The following is a 22,070-nucleotide window of genomic DNA, read 5'->3' on the forward strand; positions in this document are numbered from 1 at the left end:
ACGCCACGACGGCTCCGATCGGCGCAGCCTTTGTTGGAACGACAGGACAATTTAAAGCGCTTTAAGTCCTGGTACTATCGACCGTGTCGCGCGAGGGTGTCAAGGGTGTCGCACAAGGAGATTCGCGCCGGGGAGGCGGGGAGGCACAGATGGAGGACGGTGGTTCCGGACGTCACCAGGAGGGCGCGCCCAAGCGCCCCAGGCTGGAGGACGTGGCCGCGCGGGTGGGCCTGTCCACGGCATCGGTCTCCCTGGTACTACGGGGGGTGCCCGGCCCGAGCGAACGGACCCGGCAGCGCGTCCTGAAGGCGGCCGCCGACCTCGGCTATCAGGCGGACCGCACCGCCAGCACACTGGCCAGCAGACGCAGCCGCCTGCTCGGCGTCATGGTCGACATCCACAGCCCCTTCCACGCCGAACTGGTCGAGCACCTGCACACCGCGGCCGAGGAGGTCGGCTACGACCTGGTCCTGAGCACCCTCACCCGCACCCGCGACGAACGGACCGCGGTGGACACCCTGCTGGCCTTCCGCAGCGAGGCGCTGATCCTGCTCGGCCCCACCGCACCCGCGGACGCGCTCGCCGTGCTCGACAACAAGGCGCCCGTGATCGTCGTCGGCCGCCGGATCGCGGACACCGCCCTGGACGTCGTGCGCACCGCTGACGACGACGGCGTGCGTCAGACCATCGATCACCTGGTCGGACTCGATCATCGCGAGATCGTCCACGTGGACGGCGGTAAGGGCGTCATCGCCACCGACCGCCGCCGTGGCTACCGCACCGCCATGCGCCGCCACGGCCTCGGCGACCACATCCGTGTGCTCGCCGGAGACAACACCGAAGCGGCCGGCGAACGCGCCGCCCGCCACCTCCTCGACGGTGGCCGACTGCCCACCGCGGTGGTCGCGTACAACGACCAGTGCGCCATCGGCGTCCTGACGGCCCTCGCGCGCGCCGGAGTCGCCGTCCCGGGCGAGGTGTCCGTGGCCGGCTATGACGACGACACGCTCTCCCGGCTGAGCTGCTTCAACCTGACCACCGTCAGCCAGAGCGCCCGGGAGCAGGCCCGGCACGCGGTGACCGCCGCCGTGGAACGCCTCGACCAGGACCGCACCGAGCCCCGCGAGGTCGTCCTCACCCCGCGCCTCGTCGTGCGCGGCACCACGGCCGGGCGCGGATAGGGGGACGCGGCGCTCGACGCGGTCGTCTGCCGCGTTCACGCGCCGGGCTCAGTCGTTCCATTGTTTGCGCGCGAACGCGGCCGATCCGGTCACCAGGGTGTTGGCGGGAACGTCCCTGGTGACGACGGCTCCGGCGCCGACCACGGCACCGCGTCCGACCGTGACGCCGGGAAGAACCGTCACCGCCGCGCCGAGCCATGCGCCGGCTTCGATCGTGATGGGTGCCCGGGTGATGAATTCGCTCCGCTCGGAGGCCGGGAGAGGGTCAAAGACCCGACCCCGCTCTACCCCCACTCGCTGATCTGGCGCACCCACAACCCCCACCCCTCCCTGGCCGCCCTGCGCCGCCACCTCACGGCCGCGTATCCCGGCCGCCCCAACAGCGGCGCGTGCGCTTTGTCTTCACTGCGGTAGTGGCACTGGCGAATCCCGTGCACAGTCCGACTGTCCGAAGTGTGACGCGCAGCCCGGCTCGCCCTGCCGCCCGCGCGGTGCCGCGGTCGCCTCCGACTACCACACCCACCGCTTGGCTTCTGCGTTCACATCGTCCGCGACGATTTCTGGGACAACTGGACCGGAGTTCGTACGACTGGCTCCTACAGCATCACTGGTCCTACGACCACGTATAAGCAATGGGACAACGTCAACTCCCGTGGCTGCATCGTCGGCACCATGAACGTCGAAGGGCAGGGCCACTTCGACACGCTCTACGGCTCGCCCGGAAGCGGCCCAACTCACAGAGAACCCTGGCGCGTCCGGGAAAAGCCAGGACGAGGTGAAACGCACTCTGCCGCAGCTGCTCGACCGCACCACAGATACCGCCTGACGCTTCGCGGAGAAACGGATCGAGCACGCGCTCAAGTGGGAAGGCCTTCGGACCCGGAGGTCGAACTGGTCGAAGAGCACGGCGCGGACGTGGACGTGGCCGCGCTGTGGGCGGCGGTGAAGGAGGTCGCGCCCGGGACCGCCATGCGCTCAGCCTTGGCCCGGTACAACACAGCCAGGCCGTTCCTCGCGCTGCTGGGCGAGTCGACGGCACTGTCGGCGACGGGAGGCGCCCGGGTGCTATCCGTGTTCCGCACTTCTGTTTCGCCCCCTGCAATCGGTGGACTACGTGGTGGCAGACGACCGTCTGCGAAAATGAACGTCATGAGTGAGCAGCACGGCGACCGCCGACCGGCTGGGGAGCTGGAAGCCAGTGTCCTGGCGGCGCTGTGGGCTGTGGGTCGGCCCCTCACTCCGGGAGAGGTCCGGGAAACCCTCGACGCGGACTTGGCACGTACGACAGCGACGACCATCCTGACCCGGCTCCGCGAAAAGGGGATGGTCGACCGCGCTCGCCAGGGACGCGGATACGCCTACACCCCCATCGCCGACAGCTCCGGCCTCCATGCCCGCCGCATGCATGCCGAGCTCGAACGTGGCGAAGACCGCAGCAGTATCTTGGCCCGGTTCGTCTCCGACCTCAGCCCCGAGGACGAAGGGATACTCCGCGCGCTGCTGGCCGGCGACGAGGAGACCTGCGAGTGATCTAAGCAGTATGGCTCCCCCTGCTGATACCTGTGATCGCCGCACCCGCCGCACCCGCCGCACCCGCCGCACGGCACACGGCCGACCACCTCGTCCCGCGGCCGCTGCCTGGCTCCTCGTCTCCTGCGCAGCGCCGCTCGCCTGCTCCAGCACGGCCGCCCTGGGCGCGCCGGCCTTGCTCGGCCTCCTGCGGCTGAACCCGATCGCCTCAGTCGCCGACTTGTCCCCGGGATCGCTGGACCAGCACGCCTCGCTGGCCCCGTGGACGGCGCCGGTGCCCATGGCCCTGCTGATCGCCGGACTCGACGTCGTCGTCAGCTCCGCCATGCTGCGCACATTGCACCCGGGCGAACGCGAGGCGCTGTTCGCACACGAACGAGCCCACCTCTCCGGACAACACCGCCGCTTCCTCGCCGCGGGCCGGCTGACCCCCATGCCGCACCCCGCGCTCCGCGGCCTGGGTGCTCGTGGGCGCGTGCTGGTGAGTTGGAGATTGTCATGGGCCGGGCGGATCAGCCGGAGGGGGTGCGGCCGGTAGGCGGATGACCAGGCGCGCCCCGCCGAGGCCGCCGGTGTCCGGGGCGGGGTCCTGGTCGGCGTGGACGGTGCCGCCGTGCACGGTGATGACCTTGCTGACGATGGCGAGGCCGAGGCCCGAGCCCCCGGCCTCGCGGGACCGTGCTTCGTCGAGGCGGGTGAAGCGCTCGAAGATCCGCAGCCGGTCCGCGGCCGGGATGCCCGATCCGTCGTCGCTGACGGTGAGTTCGACGGTGCCTCCGCGTTCGCCCAGGGTGACCCGTACCCGCTGGTCGGCGTGGCGGTGGGCGTTGTCCAGCAGGTTGCGTATGACACGGCGCAGTGCCTCGGCGTCGCCCCGCACCCGTCCGCCCGAGACGCGTCGGGCGTCGATGTCCGCCCTGGCCAGGGAGCGCTGCCTGCGGACTTCGGTCAGGACCACCTCGTCCAGGTCGATGATGGGCGCGGCCTGGGACCGCGGCCGGGCGGGATCCTCACTGCGGGCCAGTGCCAGTAGCCCCTCGACCAGATCGTGCAGCCGTACCGTGTCCTCCAGCAGGGCGGCGGCCATCCGCGGGTCCCGGTCGGGGTCGGGGTAGCTGGACATGACCTCGAGCTGGGCCCGCAGGGCGGTCAGCGGGCTGCGCAGTTCGTGCGCGGCGTCGGCGATGAAGCGGCGCTGTGCGGCGGAGGCGTCGTCGAGGCGGGTGAGCATGTCGTTGAGGGTGACGCCGAGCGCGTGGATCTCGTCCTGGCAGGCGGGCAGGTCCAGGCGGCGGTGCAGATCGGTCGCGGTGATGTCGGCGGCCTGGCGGCGCAGGGTTTCCACCGGGCGCAGGGTGCGGCCGGCGGTGAGCGAGATCGTCCACGCCACCAGCGCGGTCAGCGCGGGCACCCCGATCACCAGGCCGGTGGTCAGGCTGGACAGGGTGTGCTCGGCCTGGGCCAGAGACACCCCCACGACGATGGTGGAGGGGCGGCCGTCGACGCGGATCGGCCGGGCCAGTACGCGGAAGTCGCCCCCGTCTCCGATGTCGAGATCGCGGAGGGTGGTGGGGTGCCCCGCGAGCACCTGCCGGGGGAGGGGGGTCGGGAAGCCGCTGGGACTGCCCGGGCGCGTGTCGAAGTCGGAGCTGGCCCGCACCTTCCCATGGGCGTTGAGCACTTCGACGACATCGGCGTCCCCGCCGTTGGAGGGAATGAGGGAGCCCAGCCGGTCGTGCCGGATGAGGGATGTGACGTCGGCCAGCCGCTGGTGGCCGGTGCTGTCCCGGTCGCGCCACATGGACTGCTGGAGACCGAGCAGCAGACCGAGGCCGGCCGCGACCATCGCGATCGCGACGACCATCGTGGCCCACATGGTGACCCGGGTTCGCAGGCTCATCTTCCGGGTGACCTGCCGCAGCCGGCCGGATGCCGGCGGCCGGATGGGAAGGCGCCGGGACACTCAGCCGCCCTTCGCGTCCAGCCGGTAGCCGATGCCGCGCACGGTCTCGATGGCCGACCGTCCGAAGGGGGTGTCGATCTTGCGCCGGAGGTAGCCGACGTAGACCTCGACGATGTTGGGGTCGCCCTCGAACCAGGTGTCCCAGACTTCCGCGAGCAGATTCGCCTTGCTCACCACCGTGTCGGGGTGGCGCAGCATGAATTCCAGCAGTCCGAACTCGCGCGGCGTCAGGTCCAGGCGCTCGTTGCCCCGGCCGCATCGGTGGGCGGCAGGATCCAGCCAGAGATCACCCGCACAGAGTACCGGTGACTGCTGTGGGTCGGTGCGGCGCAACAGCGCGCGGATATGGGCCAGCAGCACCACGAACGAGAACGGCTTCGTCAGATAGTCGTCCGCGCCGAGGTCGAGAGCGTCCGCCTCGTCGTACTCCCCGTCCTTGGCGGTCAGGATGAGCACCGGGGTGGTGATGCCAGCGGCGCGCAGGGTCCGGCAGACGTCATAGCCGTTGCGGCCCGGCAGCATCAGGTCGAGCACGATCACCGCGTAGCCGTTGTGCCTGATCAGGCCGAGGGCCTTCGCGCCGTCCTCGGCGATGTCCACACTGAACCCCTCGGCGCGCAGACCGCGGTCCACGGCGGCGGCGATGTTCTGCTCGTCCTCGACAACCAGCACCCGCATGCGACATCACCCCATGATCGTACCGACGGGTCGGCCGGACGACTGATCCTCGGTTGCGAGTCTAGAGGCCGGACCGCAGGTCGGCCGCGCGTCTCTCAGCGGGCTCTCAGGGGCCTCTCAGCGCTCACTCAGCGCTCTCAGCGTGTGCACAGGCCGTACCCGACACAGTGGAGAGTGCCTGCTTCGCGCAGGCGTCGAGTTCAACGGACCCGCACCATCCGACGAAAGGCGCCCATCGTGGCACCGACTTCCGCGCCGCTGCGCACGGACGTACGTCCGTCCCCCACCGCCGGTAGCGCGCCGAAGCCTGCCCCGCGCATCTTCGGGCCCCGCGTCCCCCGCCCAGCTCCCACCGGACTCTGGGCCCTGATCGTCGCCGGGGGATTCGCCGCGGGCCTCGCGGCAGACGCCTTCGGTGTTCCCGCTCCCTACCTGCTGTCCTCGCTCCTGGTCGGCGCCGTCCTGGCGTTGTGCGGAGTGGTCCGCGACCGGCTCCCGGCACCGGCCCACCGGGCCTCGCAGGCGCTGGTGGGCGCGCTCATGGGTAGCTACCTCACCCCGTCCGCCCTCGTCTCCGCCGCGCCCGTCGCGCTGCCGCTGACCGTGGTCACCGCGGCCACCATCGCGCTGAGCGTCGCGGTTGCCTGGTTCCTGGCCCGCGGTGGCCGTATCAGCCGGCCCAGCGCCGTTCTCGGCATGGTGCCCGGCGGTTCGGCCGCGATCGTCACCTGTGCCGATGAGCTGAAGGCCGATGTGCGGCTCGTCGCCTTCACCCAGTACCTGCGCGTCGGTCTCGTCGCCACCACAGCCCCGCTGGCGGCCCACTGGCTGACCTCCGCGTCCTCGGCGGCCGGCGGTCACCCGGCCGCGGGTGGCGGCGCCGGAACCGGCCTCCTCCCCGTGGTCGCCGGGTCGGACCAGCTCACCGGCCTGTTCACCCTCGCCGTCATCGCCGTCGTCGGCTCCTGGGCCGGTCGGCGGCTGCGGGTGCCCACGCCGTTGCTGATCGGGCCGATGCTGGTCGCCCTGGCCGCGACGCTCAGTGGCGCCGTGCCCGGCTTCGCGCCCGTCGGGGTGCTCCAGAACGCCGTCTTCGTCCTCGTCGGTCTCGACGTGGGCGTACGGTTCACCCGCCGGACGCTCGTCAGCGTGCGGCGCCTCCTGCCCCCGATCCTGGTCTGCATGGCGGTCGTCTGCCTCGGCTGCGCCGGGCTGGCGTGGGTTTTCGCCGGGGTGACGGGCACTCCGATCATGGACGCCTACCTCGCCACGACCCCCGGGGGAATCAACGCGGTCCTCGCCACCGCGGTCTCCTCCCACGCGGACGTCGCGCTGGTCTCGACCGTGCAGAGCCTGCGGCTCCTGGCGGTCATCCTGGTCACGCCGGTGATCGCCCGCCTGCTGGCGTCGCGGTGGTCACAGCCGTGACCACGGTGCTCGCCCGCCGGTCGTTGGCGCGGGATCGGCAGGGTGGGGGGAACGACCTCCGCACTGCGAGCGTCTACAGTAATGTAGATCGTCTACGGGCTTGTAGTCGGATGTGGGGTTATGCGCCCGGTCGTCCGTAAGAAGTCGTCCCGGAGAAAGGGCTCATGCCGATGACCACACCCGCATGGCTGTCATCCCCGTTGGCCGTCAACGTGCTCGACGCGCGGTCTCTGCTGGCCGCTTTCGGCGTGCTGGGCGTCGGCATGGTGATGTTCGCCGAGACGGGGCTGCTGATCGGCTTCTTCCTGCCGGGTGACTCCCTGCTGTTCACCGCGGGCCTGCTGTGCACGGGCAGTGGCGGACACGGCGTACGGTTGTCGCTGGGGCCGCTGCTGGTCGCCGCGGCGGTGGGTGCGCTGGCCGGCTCACAGTGCGGCTATCTGATCGGCCGCAGGGCAGGTGGCGCGCTGCTTGCCCCCGGTCGTTCCGTCCGGCTGCACGAGGGGATGCGGCGGGCGGAGGATCTGCTGGGGCGATACGGGTATGCGAAGGCGATCGTGCTGGCGAGATTCGTGCCGGTGGTCCGGACCGTGCTGAACCCCCTGGCCGGGGCGCTGAACGTGCCGGTCCGGCTCTTCACCGTATGGCAGGTGATCGGCGGGCTGGTGTGGAGCGTCGGGCTGACGCTCGCGGGGTACGCCCTGGGCTCCTCGATCCCGAATGTGGACCGCTATCTGCTGCCCTTGGTCGCGCTGATCGTGGCGGTGTCGCTGATTCCGCTCGGCGTGGAGCTGCACCGGAGTCGCAGGCACACGAAAGCGGAGGAGGCCGGTGGATGATCCCGTCTTTCGGCGGAGCGGTGGCTTCGTGAACCGCGAGGACGCCACCGGACTGGCCGGAAGCGCCGCTCTGGGCGCGTGGACGGGCCTGGGGGCGCTGACCATGGTCGTCGTGGCCGCCGCCGGTGCTCCGCTGTGGCTGGACAACGGCCTCCTCGGATGGTCCGTCGGCCACCGCCCGGATGTGATGCGGACCCTCGCCCGCGGAGTGACCGACACCGGGACCGGCGTCATCCCGTATATGCTCGCCGCACTTGCCGGCCTTCTGGCGGCACGAGCCGTGCGGCACCGGCTGCTCGCCGCCGCGTTCTGTCTCGCCTGTCTCGGTGTGGGGCAGGCACTGCGGAGCGGAATGATGGAACTTGTCCACCGCTCCCGCCCCCCGCGGGGCGACTGGGCGGCGCACGCGAGCGGCTGGGCGTTCCCCTCGGGACACGCCACCACGGGAGCCCTGGCCGCCGGGCTGCTGATGGTCGCGCTGACCCTGCGCGCCCCGCGCGGAGCGACACCGTTCAGGGTCGTCATCGGCTGCTGGGGCGTGCTGGTCGGGCTGACCCGTGTCTACCTCGGGGTGCACTGGTTCACGGACGTTCTCGGCGGCTGGCTGTTCGCCGTGGGCTGGCTGGGGGCGTGCCTGTATGCCGCGGGCCGATGGCTGCCCGCCCCCTTCCTCACCGACACCGCTTCCTTCCCCACCAACACGGGCCCCACCGCCAAGAGACCGCCGGAGGACCATGCGCCGCAAGATCCTGATCGTCGAGGATGACCACGCCCTGCGTGACGTGCTCCGCCGCGGTCTGTACGACGAGGACTTCGACCCCGTCCCGGCCACCGACGGCGCCACCGCCCTACGCCTGGTCAGCACCGAGATCGCCGCGGTCGTCCTGGACATCGGCCTGCCCGACGCGGACGGACGGGACGTATGCCAGGCCATACGCGCGGGCGGGTTCCACGCCCCGGTCATCTTCCTGACCGCACGGCACCACCTCACCGACCGGCTGTCAGGCTTCTCGGCCGGGGGCGACGACTACTTGCCGAAGCCGTTCCACCTCGCCGAGCTCGCCGCCCGGCTGCGGGCGGCGCTCAAGCGGGCCGCGCCCCCGTCGGCCGCCTCGGCCGGGGCTCTGGCCCTGGACGCGGTCCGGCACAGCGCGACGGTGCACGGCACCCGGGTCGCCCTGTCCCCGACGGAGTTCCGGCTGCTCGCCACGCTCGTCGCCGCGGACGGGGACCTGGTGCGCCGCCGTGATCTGGTCAGGGCGGGCTGGCCCGAAGGCGGACACGTCAGTGACAACACCCTGGATCAGTATCTGACCAGGCTGCGCCGGAAACTACGCGAGACGGGCAGCGGCCTGACCATCGCCACCGTGCGCGGGATCGGGCACCGTCTGTCATGAGATCGGTCCGGCACCGACCGGTGCTTCGCGCCCTGGCTCCCCGTACCCTGCGCGGACGGCTCTCGCTCGTCGCGCTGACCACCGCCGCGCTGCTGATCACGGCGCTGACCGTCGTATTCAACACCGTGGTGGAACGACACCTGCGGCACCAGGCGGACGACGAGCTGCGGGCCCGGGCGACCGCCGTCGCCGCGACCGTCGACACCAGCGGCCCACAGGCGCGCGTCCTGGAGACCGCCAACGACCAGCTGCTGGACACGAACGTGTGGATCTACGCGGACAAGCGCCTGCTGGAGAAGCCGCCCGCCACCGCGGACGGCAGCCCTCTCACCCGGACCGCCGGCCGGCTCGCCGCGCGGGGGGCGCCCGACTGCGCGACCGTCCACGCCGAGGGCCAACGGTCCGTCCGCCTGTGCGCCCGGCCCGTGTCCGGTGGCGATGTCACCGCCACCGTCGTCACGGCCCTCGACCTCGCCCCGTACCAGAGTTCGGCCGACACGCTGCTCATGGGATCGCTGATCCTGGACGCGGTCATGCTCGTCTGCGCCTACGCGCTGACACGTCTCGCGGTCGGCCGGGCCCTGCGCCCGGTGCGGACGATGACCGACCAGGCCACCCAGTGGAGTGCCGTGGCCTCCGAGACACGCTTCAGCACCGGGGGAGGCCCGGTCGAACTGGCCCGTCTGGGCACCTCGCTGGACGCGCTGCTGGACCGCATACGCGCCGTGCTGCGTCATGAGCAGCAACTGACGGGGGAGCTGTCCCACGAGCTGCGCACGCCGCTCACCCGGATCATCGCCGAACTCGACTGGTGGCGATCCAGGCCCCGCTCGGCCGCCGAGACCCGCGCCACTCACGAGGTGATCGACGAGGCCGCCCAGTCCATGCGAACCATCTGCGACACGCTCCTCCTCGACGCCCGCGAGAACGTGGCCGAGACTTCGACAGCTCCCGGCACGGCCGCTGTCGCACCCGTCCTGCGCCACATGACCCAGCGCCTCGCCACACCGGCCCAGGTGAATGCCACGGTCGAGATCGGGGACGCACGACTGGAGGCAGGAGTGACACCGGCCTTTCTCGAACGTGTCGTCAGCCCGCTGCTCGCCAACGCCGTCCGCTACGCCTGCTCCACCGTCACCGTGACGGGACGGCGCACGCCCGGTGGTGTGGCGATCGACATCACCGACGACGGATCGGGCGTACCGGAGGCGTTCGTCGGCGAGCTCTTCCAGCCGGGGCGGCGCGCCGACCCCGACGACGGCCACCACGGAGCGGGCCTCGGACTGCCGCTCGCGCGCCGCCTGGCCCGCTCCGCGGGTGGCGAGGTGTCCTACGACGCCGGGCACGCGCCCGGGGCGCGATTCACCGTCACCCTGCCCGCTGGCTGACCGGCTCCTGCTCCGCGGTCCGCGAGCCGGAGGTCCGGCGCTCCTGCACGTGGGCGTAGGCCATCAGCCCGAAGAGGATGGCCAGCACTCCGATGACCAGGAGCGCGCCACCCGCGTAGCCCAGGCCGGAGCTGTCGGACAGGAAATCCCCCATCGATGTGCCGAGCGTGTTCGACACGAGGATCGCCGACCAGAACAGGGCCTCACCCCGGAAGGTGACGATGTCGCGGATCTGGAAGGTCATTCCGCTCGCCTTCCACGCCAGGAAGATCGCCAGCAGGATCGAGATCAGGATCGCCGCGCCCACTGGATAGCCCAGGCCGAGGCCCTGCGGGCCCCAGCCGAGCAGTGCGGGGCCCACTTGTTGGACACGATCGGGTTCGCCGGGTACTCCGTGAACGGGCCCTCCAGAGAGTTGCCGTAGGCGAGGCAGATGCCGCCGGGTGCGTCGTGCGGCGCGTAGTAGAGGTAGTAACGGCCGAGCGGCGACACCAACTTGTCGTAGACACCGCGCACGGTCGGGAAGATGATCTCGCCCGTCTGGTTGTACGTCAGCTGTGACGGCGTCAGCAGCGTCCGTACGTAGGTGTAGTCGGGGAAGCCTCCGGGCGCGGCCGACGCTACCTGCGCTACCTGCGTCGACAGGCCGCCGAGGGTGAGCGCGGCGCCGGTGACGGCGGTGGCGCGCAGAAACATACGACGATCCGGGCCGGACTGCGGCTCTTGCATGATCGGCTCCTGAGGTCGGTTGCTGTTCGGAGGGGTTGATGCCGGAAGGACGTCACAGTTGGGTCGCGGCGGTGACACACAGGCCACCGAGCGCCACGGCCCACACATACGGAAGCGTCCGCACCATCACCTGTTGCGGTGAGACGCCCGCGTACTGGGCGGCCCACACGGTCTGGGTGCCGGTCGGGTCGGCGACTCCGAAGACCTGGTTGTACGAGGTGGCCATGCCGAGAACGGCGGCGGCCGGATAGATGCCGATGGCGATGAGGACGCCCGCGATACCGGCGCCGAGGCCGAAGACATTGAGCGGGCCGCGGTACAGGCACAGCGGCACCAGCAGCGTGAAGACCAGCACGAACAGCACCGCGTTCTGCGGGCTGACCGCCTTGACCAGCGGCTCCAGCGCGTCGACGGCACCGGGCAGCTTCACCGCGGCGAGCAGGATGCCGATCGCCACGAACAGCGTGATCGGGGGCGCCGCCACCTCGAAGCCGCCGTACAGGGTGCGCAGCAGGCGGCGGTTCATCTCGCGCGGCCGTGTCGTCGTCACCAGCGCGTACAGCACGCCCGCCAGCAGCGAGGGAATGATGGCCAGTTCGAAGCCGAGGGCCAGGACCAGCGGTACCACCGGCGTCAGCAGCGCGTACCACGGGGCGTCGCCGAGCAGCTGCCGTCGGCCGCGTGATGTCGGCCCGCCCTCGAGCGACTTGAGCGACCAGGTGTGCTCCACACCGCGCCGCCGCGACTCCACCAGGACATACGCGACCGCCGCCACCAGCGCGAACGGGAAGAGCTTCACCATGAAGCCGCGCACGATGTCCACCGGCAGTTCCAGCGCCGTGGAGAAGAACTGCCACACCGGGAGCTCGAACGGGACACCCACCGCGATGCCCATGAGGATCGTGCCGGCGGCCGTCACCTTGGGGATGCCCACCGCGATCATGGCCGGGATCCCGATGAGCCTCGCGAGCATCGCCGCGGGCGCGGACCCCGTGACCGTGCCCACGAGGGCCGACACCGCGAGGACGCCGAGCGCCACGAACACCGGCCGGTCGCCGCCGAATTCCACGATCTTGCGGACCAGGGTGGCCGCGATGCCGGTCTCCTCCAGGAGCTTGCCGAGCCACGAACCGAGCAGGATCGCGACCATCGTGGCGGCCAGCGCGGGCGCGCCCTCCTGGAGCACCGTGTCGAGCACGCTGTTCTTTCCGGTCAGCGGCGCGCCCGCGGCGAACGCGATCGCCACGGCGGGCAGCACCAGCGCGAACGCGGTGGGCAGCCTGCGGGTGAGCATGGCGGCGACGCCCGCCGCCATGAGGAGCAGAATCACGACACCCATCGATCCGTCTCGCTTTCGGAACACGCGGTGGCCAGCGCCTCGGTGAGCAGCAGGGGGCTGCGGCCGAGGCCGCAGGCAGCGCGGGCGTAGGCATGCGCGGCGAGTTCGTCGGCGCCCGCGACATGCGCGTACAGAGGACGCGGCCCGAGCCGCAGCGCGGTGTGGCCGAGCGCCCGCTTGAACTCGGCCCGGACATGCGTGTGATGGAGCCAGGCATGCGCCCGCTCGTGGGCGAGGGCCGCGGCCAGCACCGACCCCGGGGGAAACCAGTTCCGCCAGCCGACTCGGTGCCGAGCCGTTCGGCGCGGTCGACCGTGTCGACGTACACCTCGACCACCGGTGGCCGCGACCGGTACCGGGCCAGCAGCCCGGCGGCGAGCCCGCCGTCCCGCTCGACCACCCGGACCGGCAGCGGACCGGGACTCATGCGGCGTCCGAACTCCTCGGCCGCCTCGGCCCATCGGCGCAGGACCAGCGGATCGCGACCCTCGTGCGTGGGCGTCCCCGCGAGCAGCCGCACGGCGAGGTCCAGGTCGTGGCCGAGACCGTGGTCGAGACCCGTGGGCGTGGGCGTGGGCGCGGCCGATGTCGTGGCCGTGGCCGTGGTCGCCACTCATGCGCGGGACTCCACGACCGCGACCATCGGCTCGCCGGCCGCGCGCGTACGCAACTCGCTGCGGGCCAGCGCCGGCAGCGCCTCGGGTTCGAGCACTCCGGACAGATCCGCGATCCGGCCGCCCACCAGCAGGCGCACCGCGGGCGCCCGCATCCCGCCGTCGCCGTACGAGGTGGCCTCCCGCACCAGCGAGGCGAGCGCCTCGCCGGCCGCGCCCACGGTCGTCGTCCGCACCCGCGCGTCGGAGACCCCGAGCCGCACCACCCCGTCCGCGTCCACAACCCGCACCGGCTGCCGCCCCGCGCGCAGCCGGCGCCGCACCTCCGTGCCGTACACCGTGTACGCGTCCGTGCCGGCCAGGATCCGCACCCGCGCCTCCTGCGCCCTGAGGCTGGCGGCGGCCGCGCGCAGCCGCTCGGCGTCATCGGCCCGGTGCGCCCGGTCCCGCGTGCGCAGTTCGGTCGCGCCGGTGGCGACGGCCCGTACGGTGCTGGTCTGCGGGTCGACCGTCACCTCGACCTCCACACCGTCGGCCGCGGCACCCTGCGCGACGACCGCCCGCTCGGCTTCGGCGCGCACGGCGAGGATGTGCTCCTGGGTGGCGCCGGGGATGATCCGCTCGACCTGCTCGCGGACCAGCGCGAGCGCCACCCCGATCGGGCTGATGACCTCATGGTGACGGGCGACGCGCCCCTCCAGACCGGCGGCCCGGGCCAGATGCGGGGTCACGGCCGCCGCTCCGCCGCCCCCGCCCACCAGGACGGCGGTCTCCCGGCCGAACCGGTAGTCGCGGATCATGGTGTCCACGACCGCCCGCACCGACGCGGTCCCCGCGTCCAGCACGGCCCGCGCCGCGCCCGCCACATCCAGGCCGAGCAGGGCCGCGAGCGGGGCGAGCGCCGCCCGCGCCACCTCCGGGTCGCAGCGCGCGAAGTCGCCCTCGGGGACCCGGACGAGCGCGTTCGCCGCACACGTCATCGTCACGGCGAACCGGCCGCCCGCCGCGTCCTGAACTCGGGCGTGAGCTTCACCCACCGTCAAGAGCCAGGACGGAACCATTCCCACGGAACGCACACCCCACGGAGCACGCGGCGATCACCGCCGCGCCAAGCCGACGCCCGGTCAGGCGGGCCGTGGCGGGCCAGTCGACTCGGGTAGTCTGACCATCAGGTTCACTTCGTGAACATGCGTGTCAGCTCCTCGATCACCATCCGGCGGAGGCTCCCATGAGCAAGTCGACGAGGCCGTCCGATGCCGCGCGCGCGGACCGGGGCGACCAGGCCGATATCCAGGCGGTGAGCCGGGTCAGCCAGATCCTGTCGCTGTTCGAGCCCGCCACTCCGGAAGTGACCGCCGTCGAGGTCGCCGAGCGGCTCGGCCTGAACCGCACCACCGCATACCGGTACTGCACGTCCCTGGTCGCGGCGGGGCTGCTCGAGCGCAATGCCGAGGGCAGCTATGTGCCCGGCGGTCTGCTGCTGCAACTCGGCGCCTTCGCCATCGGCCACCGCAGTGTCATCAATCTCGCCCCGCGCCATATGAGGGCGCTCGCGCGCGCCACGCAGTCGACCGTGGTGCTCAGCCTCTGGGGCCTCACCGGGCCGGTGGTCTCCCGGGTCGAGGAGAACATCTCCGCCGTGGTCGTGGTGTCCGTGCGGGTGGGCAGCCATCTGCCGCTGGATTCGGCGCAGAGCAAGGTCTTCCTCGCCTACCACGCCGACCAGTTGTCGATGGAACGGCTGATGGCGAATCTGTCGGGCCAGGCGCGGGAGGAACTGCGCGCCGACGTCGAGCGGGTTCGCACTGTGGGCCACTGCTCCGCGATGAGCACTCCCGGTGTCGTCGCGGTGGGGGCGCCCGTGTTCGACGAGGACGGCATCTGTGCCACGATCGCGATCGTCGGCCCGGACAACACCCTGTCGATGTCCGACGACACCCCCGAGCTGAGTGTCGTCGTCGACACCGCGCGTGCGCTCACCCACGAACTCGGCGGCCACTACCGGCCCGACGACCTCGGCCGGCGGGCGGTGTAGGGCCGCGGCGGGGCGCACGGGGCCGGGCCGGGTGGCGCCGGGTCAGGCCAGTTTCGGGATCGTGCTGTCGTCGGCCATGTCGACGTCCCTGGTCTCCGGGCCGAGGAAGCCACCGAACGCGATCAGTGCGCCGGCGAGCGCGATCAGGACGGCAGGGGCGAGGTGCGAGGGCATGAAGCCGTCGAATTGCCGCAGATAGAACTGGTAGAACGCGGGCGCGATGAGCGCGAGGCTGTACCCGACGCCATAGCCCGTGGAGCGGATGCTCGTCGGGAACCGCTCGGTCAGATACGCGGCGATCGGGCCGAACGTGCCGACGGTGAAGACGCCGATCATGACACCCCAGCCGAGGGCGGCCCCCAGGCCACCGTCGGAAACCATGAGCAACGCGTATGAACCGGCGCCGATCACCATGACCGACAGACCGTAGCCGATGTAGAACCGCCGCCTCCCGACGCGCTGGGAGAGCAGTCCGAACAGGGGGTAGGACAGCGCGGCGGAGGCGTTGATCACGAGCATGGTCAGTGTGACCTGCTTGCTCGACAGCAGAAGGTGCTCCTTGAGCTGCCCGGGGGTCACGGCGGCCTCCATATTGGTGGCCAGCCAGGTGCCGGTCATCAGCACGAACACCTGGGCCAGCGATTTCGGGTAGCGCACCAGCAGCCGCGCCAACGGCAGTTTGTGCCGCGCCCCGGTGTACTCGGGCGGCGGCTCGTGCACCTGCGTGAGGTAGTAACGGAACAACAGGGCCGCCAGCAGCGCGCCGGCCACGAAGGGTATCCGCCAGCCCCACTGCACATAAGCGCTGTGCAGTCCGGCGGACGGCAGCGCTTGCAGCAACAGCAGGGTGAGCGCGGCGATCATCGCGTACGCGGCGGGGGAGGTCGCGGTGATGAGCGAGGCGTTGAGGCCGCGCTTGTGCCGTGGGCTCCACTCCATCGCCAGGGGCACCGCGGTGGTGTACTCACCGCCGAGGAAGATCCCGTCGATGAATCTCAGCGCGATCAGCAGGCCGACCGACCATGTCCCGATCGTCTCGTGGCCCGGCAGACACGCGGTGATCAGCGTGATGATGCCGAAGCCGCCGACCGCGACGAGTGTGGTGCGCTTGCGGCCGACCGTGTCGGCGAAGTGGCCGAAGATGATCGCGCCGAGCGGACGGCCGATGAGCGTCGAGGCGAACACCAGCGATGCGAGCAGGGCCGTGGTGCTCGCACTCAGATGCGCCGACTGGAAGTAGTCCGTCGCGGGCGCGAGCACGACGATCGGCAGATAGATGTCGAACTGGTCGACGAAGTAGGCGAACGCCCCGCCACGCACCGCGGCGCGCGCCTTGGCGGTGTCCGGACCGTGCGGGGTGTTCGGACCGTGCGGGGCGTTCGGGCGAGCGTCGTCGTCCAAGGCCGCCGAATGCTGCTCTGCGGGGGGCAGTGGGGACATCGCGTCCTCCGGGATCGATTGCTGGCTGCCCGCAGCTCTGAGGTGCCACATGCGGCGCGCTGCGAACTGCGTGTTCACGAAGCGAACTGATGGCTACCCTAAAGTTGTGACTTGCGTCGCACAAGACTGCTGCAAGGGGTTGACTCGCGGTCTACAGTGAAACAGGAATTCACAATGCGAACCGAGGTGGTCTCCTATGAGGGAACGTCCTGCCATCGCCGCCGTCCTGGACGGACTGGTCGACATGCATGTCCACTCCGGCCCCAGCCCGTTTCCCCGTCGCTTCGACCACGTCGAAGCCGCGCAGGACGGTGCCCGGATCGGGATGCGCGCCATGGTCGCCAAGTCCCACCACCACAACACCCAGATGGACATCCTGGCGATGAGGGGACGCCTGGACGGAGTCGCCGCGTCCGCCTACGGTGGCATCGCGCTCAACAGCACCGTCGGCGGTCTCAATGTGCACGCGGTGCGCATGTGTCTGCGCATGGGCGGCAAGGTCGTCTGGTTCCCGACCATCTCCTCGGGCCGGCACATCGACTGCCACCCCGAGGACGGGGCGTTCCCGACCACCACCGTGCCCCTGACCCTCGAACGCATCGACATCGTCGACGAGAGGGGTGAACTGAAGCCCGAGGCGGCCGAGATACTCGACGAGATCAAGGAGCAGGAAGCCGTCGTCAACGGCGGCCATATGTACCCCGAGTACATCCGTACGCTGTTCCGGGCCGCGAAGGACCGCGGCATGACGCGGATGGTCGTCAGCCACCCCGACTATGTGATCGGCGCCGACCCCGAGCTGTGCCGCGAGCTCATCGCACTCGGCGCGTTCATCGAGCACGAGGTCGGCATGTACGACCCCGAGGGGACGCAGAAGAGGGATCCGAAGCGGCTGCTGACCTGGATCGAGGCGCTCGGCCCGGAGCACACCGTACTGGCCTCGGACTTCGGGCAGGCGATCAACCCGAAACCGGTGGACGCCTGGTTGCGGGTCGCCGGGGCGCTGCTCGACCTCGGCCTGCCGGAGAAGGACCTGCGGCGCATGGTCCGCGACAACCCGGCCCATCTGCTCAACCTCGACAGCTGAGTGACAGCCGAGCGAAAGGACACCACGGTGTACGAGAAGGACGACCCCCGCTCCTCGCTCGCGACGGCGACCGCGCCACGGCCGGACAGCGGCGCCGCGATAGCCGCCGCGCAATACTTCGATCTGCACCGCCTCGCCCCGCCCGGCGCCGCGACACCGGACGCCCGTACCGCGGTCGTCCGCGCTCAGAACGTGGTGCTGGTGCACACCGAGGCGCGGGCCGGAGACGACCTCGACAACGGGACGCTCGACGGTGAGCTCGCCGTGGTGGTCACCGGCGCCTCTCCCGCCTTCACGGTGGTCACCGGCGGCGGCACCACACGCATCGACGCGCCCGGGCTCGTCGTGGTCCCACCCGGTGGCTCGCGGATCACTGTGCACGGCGACGGCCCGCTGATCCGCCTGGTCGAGGCCGGCGAGCCGGCGTGGCGGGACCGGGCCGCCAACGCCGAAGCGTACGCGGAAGACCACCCGCGCGTCGCACCGCTTGAGCGGTGGCCGGAGCCCGTCGGCGGACCCGCCGTGCGATTTTACCCGCTGGCCGAGGTTCCGGATGACCCGGCACGGTTCGGCCGCATCTTCCGCACCCGGTCGTTCATGGTCAACTTCCTGCCCGAACTGGACGGTCCGCGTGACCCGCGCAAGCTCTCACCGCACACCCACGACGACTTCGAGCAGCTGTCGCTGGCCGTACGGGGCCAATATCTGCACCACATCCGCACCCCCTGGCTGAGCGACAGCTCCCAGTGGCGCGACGACGAGCATGTGCGGCTCGGTAGCCCGTCCCTCGCGATCATTCCGCCGCCCACCGTGCACACCTCCGAAGCCGCCGATCCCGATGTGAACCAGCTGATCGACATCTTCAGCCCGCCACGCACCGACTTCTCGGAGAAACCCGGCTGGGTGCTCAACGCCCACGACTACCCGATGCCATGAGCGCGCCACGACGCACCGGCGCCGGGCTGTTCGCACAGGACCGCGCCACCACCCCGCTCGGCACCTGGCTGAAGATCGCCTCGGGTGAGCCGGTCGAGATCATGGCGTACGCCGGGTTCGACTTCGTCGTGATCGACCTGGAGCACGCGCCGCTGGACCTCCAGACCGCGTACCGGCTGATCAACTCGGCCGCCGCGCTGGGCACGGTGCCCCTGGTACGGGTGCCGGACACGACGGCCTCGACGATCCAGAAGATCCTCGACGCGGGGGCCATGGGCATCCTCGTACCCCACGTCGACACCGTCGAGGAGGCCGCCGCCGTCGGGCGGGCATGCCGGTTCCCGCCCCACGGTGTGCGCGGCGCCGGCGCCACCAGCCGTGCCGGAGCGTGGGGGCTCCGCCCCGGCGCCGACTACCTGGCCACCGGCAACGACGACGTGCTGTGCATTCCGCAGCTCGAAAGCGTCGAGGCCATCAGGGCCGCACCGCGGATCCTGGCTCTCGACTCCGTCGACGCGGTGTTCGTGGGCGCCGCGGACCTTTCGATGTCGATGGGTTCCACGCCCGCCTCGCCGGAGGTGCTCGAACTCATCGCCTCCGCGCGGGAAGCCGCGCACACCGCGGGAAAGCCCTGCGGGCTCGCGTTCGGCGGCGCGCCCGAGCGTGCCGCGCGGGCGGTGCTCGACGGCTGTGACTTCGTCCTGCTCAGCAATGACACATCGATGCTGGCGGAGACCGCGCGCGGGCTGGTCACGGCGTTCCGGGAAGCGGAGGGTCGCCCATGACGCTCTCCTTGCCATGCTCGGGTTCGGAGGGTCACCGATGACACTCTCCTTGCCGCGCTCGGCGCTGTCGATCGCCGAGCTGGACGACCTCGACCACGGGGGAGCGGTGCGCTTCCTCCGCCTACTGGAGGAGGCCGGCCATCCTATGGTATGGATCCCCGAGGTCGCCGGGCGCGAAGCGTTCACCACCGCCGCGCTCGCGCTCGGTTCGACACGACGGATGGTCGTGGGCAACGGCGTCGCCCGCGCACTCGAACGCGTGCCGAAGTCCGCGGCCTCGGCGGCGCGGGACCTCGCTGCCGGCTATCCCGGGCGCTATGTGCTGGGGCTCGGGGTCAGCGGCGCGGTCCGCGAGCGGGGTGTCGGCCCGTTGCCGTTCCTCCGCCACTACCTTGACGAAGTCGACGCGACCCTCGCCCGCCGCGGCGGCGGGGTGGCGGTGCCGCGGGTGCTCGGCGCGTACTCGCCCCGGATAACCCGCCTCGCCTCCGAACGTGCCGACGGCCTCATCACCTTCCTCGTCACACCGGAGCACACCCGCTGGGCGCGCGAGACGATCGGGGACGATCCGTTCCTGTCGGTCGTCCAGTGGGCGGTGGTGGGCCGCGACCGCGCCGCCGCCCGCGAGGTGGCACGCAGGCGTCTCGCCTACTACCTGACGCTGCCGCACCAGATCGCGAAGCTGACCCGGCTCGGGTTCACCGAGGCCGACCTCACCCCGCCAGGGTCCGACCGGCTCGTCGACGCCCTCGTCGTCCGCGGCACACCGGAGCAGGTGCGCCAGGCGGTACGGCGGCAGTACGACGCGGGCGCCACGCAGGTCGCCATCAGCCTGGTCGGAAGGCTGGACGACGCCAAGCTCGACGCCTACCGGGCGCTCGCCCCCGCACACCATCCGCCCCCGCACACCAACCGAACGACGGGAGAGGACACATGACCACCACCGAGGAGAACAACTGATGCGGGCGGCCGAGAAGGTCATCATCACCACCGCGGTGACGGGCTCCGTACACGTGCCGTCCCAGAGCCCCTACCTCCCGCTGTCCGCCGAGCAGGTGGCCGAGGCAGCGCTCGAGGCGGTCGAGGCCGGATCCGCCGTCGTGCATCTGCACGCCCGGCAACCGGACGGGCGGCCCACGTTCGAGCCCGAGGTCTTCGAGCGGATCGTCGGGCGGATCACCGCGCGGACCGACGCCGTCATCAACATCACGACCGGTGGTTCGCCGGCGATGACGATGGAGCAACGCCTGGCGGCGGCCGTCCGGCTCCGGCCCGAGCTCGCGTCGATGAACATGGGCTCGATGAACTTCGTGTACTCGGGGATGGCCGACCGGGTGACCGACTGGAAGCACGACTGGGAGCGGCCCCATGTGCTCACGTCCTACTCCCGGCCGTTCATCAACACCTTCGAGACGATCGAACACGCCTTGCGCACGCTCGGCGAGTCCGGCACCCGGTTCGAGTACGAGTGCTACGACATCGGACACCTCTACTCGCTCGCCCACTTCGCCGATAGGGGCCTGGCCAAGCCACCCCTGCTGATCCAGGGCGTGTTCGGCGTCCTCGGCGGCATCGGCGCCGATCACGAGAACCTGGACCACATGGTGCGCGTCGCGGACAAGCTCTTCGGCGACGACTACTCCTTCTCCGCCTTCGCGGCCGGCCGCGACCAGATGCGGTTCGCCACCCACAGCGCCCTGCTCGGCGGCCATGTGCGCGTGGGGCTCGAGGACAGCCTGTGGATCGGCAAGGGGCGACTCGCGGGGAGCAACGCCCAGCAGGTCAGGAAGATCCGCTCGCTCGTCGAGGACGCGGACCGACAGATCGCCACACCGGCCGACGCCCGGGCGATGCTCGCGCTGCGCGGCGTCACGGACATCGACAGGAGCACGGTCTCATGAGCACTCCGCCACTCGCCGGCAAAGTCATCCTCCTCGTCGGGGCGAGCGCGGGAATCGGAGCCGACGCCGCACGCGTCCTCGCGGAAGACGGCGCCGCGCTCATGCTCGTCGCACGCACCAAGGAACCGCTTGCCGCGCTCACGGAGGAACTCGCCTCCGCCGGACACGACGTGGCCTTCACGATCGGAGATGTCTCCGACGTGGCGAGCGTGACCCGCTTTGTCGACAACACCGTCGCACGGTTCGGCCGTCTCGACGGGGCGTTCAACAACGCCGCGATGACCCAGGGCGGGCGCCTCGACGCGGTCCCGGAAGCGGACTTCGACCGGATCATGGCCGTGAACGTGAAGGGCACCTGGCTGTGCGTCCGCGAAGAGGTGCGCGTCATGGAGCGGCAGGGCTTCGGCTCGATCGTCAACGTGAGCAGCATCGGCGGTCTCCGCGGCAGCTCCGGCATGGGCGCGTACCAGGCCACCAAACACGCGGTCATCGGCCTGACCCGCACCGCCGCCCATGACTTCGGACCCCTCGGAATCCGGGTCAACGCGCTGGCCCCCGGCCCGACCGAGACCCCGATGCTCGCCGAGACACGGCGTGCGATCCCCGGCGGCGTGGAGGCCCGGATCGCCGCCACTCCCTTGCGCAAGGTCGGCACGGGACGGGAGGTCGGAGCGAGCGCGGCATTCCTCCTGAGCGACCGCGCCAGCCACATCAGCGGAGCCGTCCTGCCGATCGACGGAGGGCTCTGCGCCTGAACCGCCCGCAACCCCCGAACCGCCCGGAACCCCTGTGCCCACGCG

The 22,070-nt window shown here is 71.2% G+C and carries 22 protein-coding genes and 4 pseudogenes; 17 read left to right on the forward strand and 9 right to left on the reverse strand.

Features of this window, described 5'->3' with window-relative positions:
- Positions 1-149 precede the first annotated feature (149 nt).
- Positions 150-1,181: a LacI family DNA-binding transcriptional regulator gene (locus tag KHP12_RS49520; RefSeq protein ID WP_086884531.1), complete on the forward strand. Its 1,032-nt coding sequence runs from the start codon at positions 150-152 to the stop codon at positions 1,179-1,181.
- Positions 1,182-1,229: 48 nt separating this feature from the next.
- Here the strand turns inward: KHP12_RS49520 and KHP12_RS53110 are convergent, their stop codons facing one another.
- Complete coding sequence (locus tag KHP12_RS53110; RefSeq protein WP_308036231.1) at positions 1,230-1,505, reverse strand: DapH/DapD/GlmU-related protein; 276 nt, start codon at positions 1,503-1,505, stop codon at positions 1,230-1,232.
- Here KHP12_RS53110 and KHP12_RS52175 point away from each other — a divergent pair.
- From KHP12_RS52175 to KHP12_RS53745, 4 genes and pseudogenes are all read left to right on the forward strand, one after another.
- Positions 1,452-1,595: pseudogene (locus KHP12_RS52175) on the forward strand (LysR family transcriptional regulator); the annotation flags it as partial. The gene KHP12_RS53110 and the pseudogene KHP12_RS52175 overlap by 54 nt on opposite strands.
- Entirely contained in the window at positions 1,546-1,857 is a 312-nt protein-coding gene (locus KHP12_RS53925; RefSeq protein WP_472911733.1) for a zinc finger domain-containing protein, read from the forward strand. The pseudogene KHP12_RS52175 and the gene KHP12_RS53925, both read left to right, overlap by 50 nt.
- Before the next feature lie 473 nt (positions 1,858-2,330).
- Positions 2,331-2,711: a BlaI/MecI/CopY family transcriptional regulator gene (locus KHP12_RS49530; protein ID WP_086884862.1), complete on the forward strand. Its 381-nt coding sequence runs from the start codon at positions 2,331-2,333 to the stop codon at positions 2,709-2,711.
- A gap of 10 nt (positions 2,712-2,721) precedes the next feature.
- Positions 2,722-3,249: a M48 family metalloprotease gene (locus tag KHP12_RS53745; protein ID WP_143678354.1), complete on the forward strand. Its 528-nt coding sequence runs from the start codon at positions 2,722-2,724 to the stop codon at positions 3,247-3,249.
- Here the strand turns inward: KHP12_RS53745 and KHP12_RS49540 are convergent.
- Entirely contained in the window at positions 3,208-4,611 is a 1,404-nt protein-coding gene (locus tag KHP12_RS49540) for a sensor histidine kinase (RefSeq protein WP_143678353.1), read from the reverse strand. The two genes, KHP12_RS53745 and KHP12_RS49540, sit on opposite strands and share 42 nt — an antisense overlap.
- A gap of 63 nt (positions 4,612-4,674) precedes the next feature.
- Complete coding sequence (locus KHP12_RS49545; protein ID WP_086884860.1) at positions 4,675-5,352, reverse strand: response regulator transcription factor; 678 nt, start codon at positions 5,350-5,352, stop codon at positions 4,675-4,677.
- Between the two features lie 237 nt (positions 5,353-5,589).
- Between KHP12_RS49545 and KHP12_RS49550 the strand changes: the two genes are divergently transcribed.
- The 5 genes from KHP12_RS49550 (at position 5,590) to KHP12_RS49570 (ending at position 10,404) form a co-directional block, all read left to right on the forward strand.
- Positions 5,590-6,780 carry an AbrB family transcriptional regulator gene (locus KHP12_RS49550; protein ID WP_086884859.1) on the forward strand — a complete coding sequence of 397 codons (1,191 nt, stop codon included), beginning with the start codon at positions 5,590-5,592 and terminating at the stop codon, positions 6,778-6,780.
- 170 nt (positions 6,781-6,950) lie between these two features.
- Positions 6,951-7,619 (forward strand): DedA family protein, encoded by a 669-nt coding sequence (locus tag KHP12_RS49555; protein ID WP_086884864.1) that lies wholly within the window; start codon positions 6,951-6,953, stop codon positions 7,617-7,619.
- Between the two features lie 28 nt (positions 7,620-7,647).
- Positions 7,648-8,385, forward strand: coding sequence for a phosphatase PAP2 family protein (locus KHP12_RS49560; protein WP_244203258.1), 738 nt, complete (start codon positions 7,648-7,650; stop codon positions 8,383-8,385).
- Positions 8,354-9,016, forward strand: coding sequence for a response regulator transcription factor (locus KHP12_RS49565; RefSeq protein ID WP_086884858.1), 663 nt, complete (start codon positions 8,354-8,356; stop codon positions 9,014-9,016). Before KHP12_RS49560 ends, KHP12_RS49565 begins: the two co-directional genes overlap by 32 nt.
- Entirely contained in the window at positions 9,013-10,404 is a 1,392-nt protein-coding gene (locus KHP12_RS49570) for a sensor histidine kinase (protein WP_086884857.1), read from the forward strand. The genes KHP12_RS49565 and KHP12_RS49570 overlap by 4 nt, the downstream gene beginning before the upstream one ends.
- Here the strand turns inward: KHP12_RS49570 and KHP12_RS49575 are convergent.
- From KHP12_RS49575 to KHP12_RS49595, 5 genes and pseudogenes are all read right to left on the reverse strand, one after another.
- The gene (locus KHP12_RS49575) at positions 10,385-10,711 is read right to left on the reverse strand and encodes a COG4705 family protein (protein ID WP_244203257.1); all 327 of its coding nucleotides are present in this window, start codon (positions 10,709-10,711) and stop codon (positions 10,385-10,387) included. The genes KHP12_RS49570 and KHP12_RS49575 overlap by 20 nt on opposite strands.
- Positions 10,712-10,746: 35 nt before the next feature.
- Positions 10,747-11,133 (reverse strand): annotated as a pseudogene (locus tag KHP12_RS49580) (hypothetical protein); the annotation flags it as partial.
- A 52-nt stretch (positions 11,134-11,185) separates the two neighbouring features.
- On the reverse strand, positions 11,186-12,472 hold the full coding sequence (locus KHP12_RS49585; protein WP_086884855.1) for a TRAP transporter large permease subunit: 1,287 nt from the start codon (positions 12,470-12,472) through the stop codon (positions 11,186-11,188).
- Positions 12,460-13,085 (reverse strand): annotated as a pseudogene (locus tag KHP12_RS49590) (hypothetical protein). The gene KHP12_RS49585 and the pseudogene KHP12_RS49590 overlap by 13 nt, the downstream one beginning before the upstream one ends.
- Positions 13,086-14,102: pseudogene (locus KHP12_RS49595) on the reverse strand (hydantoinase/oxoprolinase family protein); the annotation flags it as partial.
- A gap of 212 nt (positions 14,103-14,314) precedes the next feature.
- On the opposite strand from KHP12_RS49595, the gene KHP12_RS49600 reads away from it, so the two are divergent.
- A complete protein-coding gene (locus tag KHP12_RS49600) occupies positions 14,315-15,121 on the forward strand; it encodes an IclR family transcriptional regulator (RefSeq protein ID WP_086884854.1) in 807 nt (268 codons plus the stop codon).
- A 42-nt stretch (positions 15,122-15,163) separates the two neighbouring features.
- On the opposite strand, the gene KHP12_RS49605 is transcribed toward KHP12_RS49600, so the two are convergent.
- Positions 15,164-16,522 (reverse strand): MFS transporter, encoded by a 1,359-nt coding sequence (locus KHP12_RS49605; protein ID WP_245009937.1) that lies wholly within the window; start codon positions 16,520-16,522, stop codon positions 15,164-15,166.
- Between the two features lie 235 nt (positions 16,523-16,757).
- On the opposite strand from KHP12_RS49605, the gene KHP12_RS49610 reads away from it, so the two are divergent.
- The 6 genes from KHP12_RS49610 to KHP12_RS49635 are packed head-to-tail and all read left to right on the forward strand — an operon-like array spanning position 16,758 to position 22,025.
- The gene (locus KHP12_RS49610) at positions 16,758-17,648 is read left to right on the forward strand and encodes a DUF6282 family protein (protein WP_086884852.1); all 891 of its coding nucleotides are present in this window, start codon (positions 16,758-16,760) and stop codon (positions 17,646-17,648) included.
- Complete coding sequence (locus tag KHP12_RS49615; RefSeq protein ID WP_244203256.1) at positions 17,649-18,584, forward strand: cupin domain-containing protein; 936 nt, start codon at positions 17,649-17,651, stop codon at positions 18,582-18,584.
- Entirely contained in the window at positions 18,581-19,369 is a 789-nt protein-coding gene (locus KHP12_RS49620; protein WP_211834778.1) for an HpcH/HpaI aldolase family protein, read from the forward strand. The genes KHP12_RS49615 and KHP12_RS49620 overlap by 4 nt, the downstream gene beginning before the upstream one ends.
- Before the next feature lie 37 nt (positions 19,370-19,406).
- Positions 19,407-20,306, forward strand: coding sequence for an LLM class flavin-dependent oxidoreductase (locus tag KHP12_RS49625; RefSeq protein WP_167442708.1), 900 nt, complete (start codon positions 19,407-19,409; stop codon positions 20,304-20,306).
- Between the two features lie 22 nt (positions 20,307-20,328).
- Positions 20,329-21,270, forward strand: a complete 942-nt coding sequence (gene kce, locus KHP12_RS49630) for a 3,5-dioxohexanoate:acetyl-CoA acetone transferase (protein WP_086884848.1) — start codon at positions 20,329-20,331, stop codon at positions 21,268-21,270.
- A complete protein-coding gene (locus KHP12_RS49635) occupies positions 21,267-22,025 on the forward strand; it encodes an SDR family NAD(P)-dependent oxidoreductase (RefSeq protein ID WP_037951895.1) in 759 nt (252 codons plus the stop codon). Before kce ends, KHP12_RS49635 begins: the two co-directional genes overlap by 4 nt.
- Positions 22,026-22,070 lie beyond the last annotated feature (45 nt).

It is taken from the genome of Streptomyces asiaticus (genome assembly GCF_018138715.1).
GTDB classification, from domain to species: domain Bacteria; phylum Actinomycetota; class Actinomycetes; order Streptomycetales; family Streptomycetaceae; genus Streptomyces; species Streptomyces asiaticus.

What these genes read in the sequence shown, in the direction of transcription:
- KHP12_RS49520 (WP_086884531.1), top strand. Translation starts at nt 150, where the DNA reads ATGGAGGACGGTGGTTCCGGACGTCACCAGGAGGGCGCGCCCAAGCGC.
- KHP12_RS49530 (WP_086884862.1), top strand. Translation starts at nt 2,331, where the DNA reads ATGAGTGAGCAGCACGGCGACCGCCGACCGGCTGGGGAGCTGGAAGCC.
- KHP12_RS53745 (WP_143678354.1), top strand. Translation starts at nt 2,722, where the DNA reads ATGGCTCCCCCTGCTGATACCTGTGATCGCCGCACCCGCCGCACCCGC.
- KHP12_RS49540 (WP_143678353.1), bottom strand. Translation starts at nt 4,611, where the DNA reads ATGAGCCTGCGAACCCGGGTCACCATGTGGGCCACGATGGTCGTCGCG.
- KHP12_RS49545 (WP_086884860.1), bottom strand. Translation starts at nt 5,352, where the DNA reads ATGCGGGTGCTGGTTGTCGAGGACGAGCAGAACATCGCCGCCGCCGTG.
- KHP12_RS49555 (WP_086884864.1), top strand. Translation starts at nt 6,951, where the DNA reads ATGACCACACCCGCATGGCTGTCATCCCCGTTGGCCGTCAACGTGCTC.
- KHP12_RS49565 (WP_086884858.1), top strand. Translation starts at nt 8,354, where the DNA reads ATGCGCCGCAAGATCCTGATCGTCGAGGATGACCACGCCCTGCGTGAC.
- KHP12_RS49570 (WP_086884857.1), top strand. Translation starts at nt 9,013, where the DNA reads ATGAGATCGGTCCGGCACCGACCGGTGCTTCGCGCCCTGGCTCCCCGT.
- KHP12_RS49585 (WP_086884855.1), bottom strand. Translation starts at nt 12,472, where the DNA reads ATGGGTGTCGTGATTCTGCTCCTCATGGCGGCGGGCGTCGCCGCCATG.
- KHP12_RS49600 (WP_086884854.1), top strand. Translation starts at nt 14,315, where the DNA reads ATGAGCAAGTCGACGAGGCCGTCCGATGCCGCGCGCGCGGACCGGGGC.
- KHP12_RS49610 (WP_086884852.1), top strand. Translation starts at nt 16,758, where the DNA reads ATGAGGGAACGTCCTGCCATCGCCGCCGTCCTGGACGGACTGGTCGAC.
- KHP12_RS49620 (WP_211834778.1), top strand. Translation starts at nt 18,581, where the DNA reads ATGAGCGCGCCACGACGCACCGGCGCCGGGCTGTTCGCACAGGACCGC.
- KHP12_RS49625 (WP_167442708.1), top strand. Translation starts at nt 19,407, where the DNA reads ATGACACTCTCCTTGCCGCGCTCGGCGCTGTCGATCGCCGAGCTGGAC.
- kce (WP_086884848.1), top strand. Translation starts at nt 20,329, where the DNA reads ATGCGGGCGGCCGAGAAGGTCATCATCACCACCGCGGTGACGGGCTCC.
- KHP12_RS49635 (WP_037951895.1), top strand. Translation starts at nt 21,267, where the DNA reads ATGAGCACTCCGCCACTCGCCGGCAAAGTCATCCTCCTCGTCGGGGCG.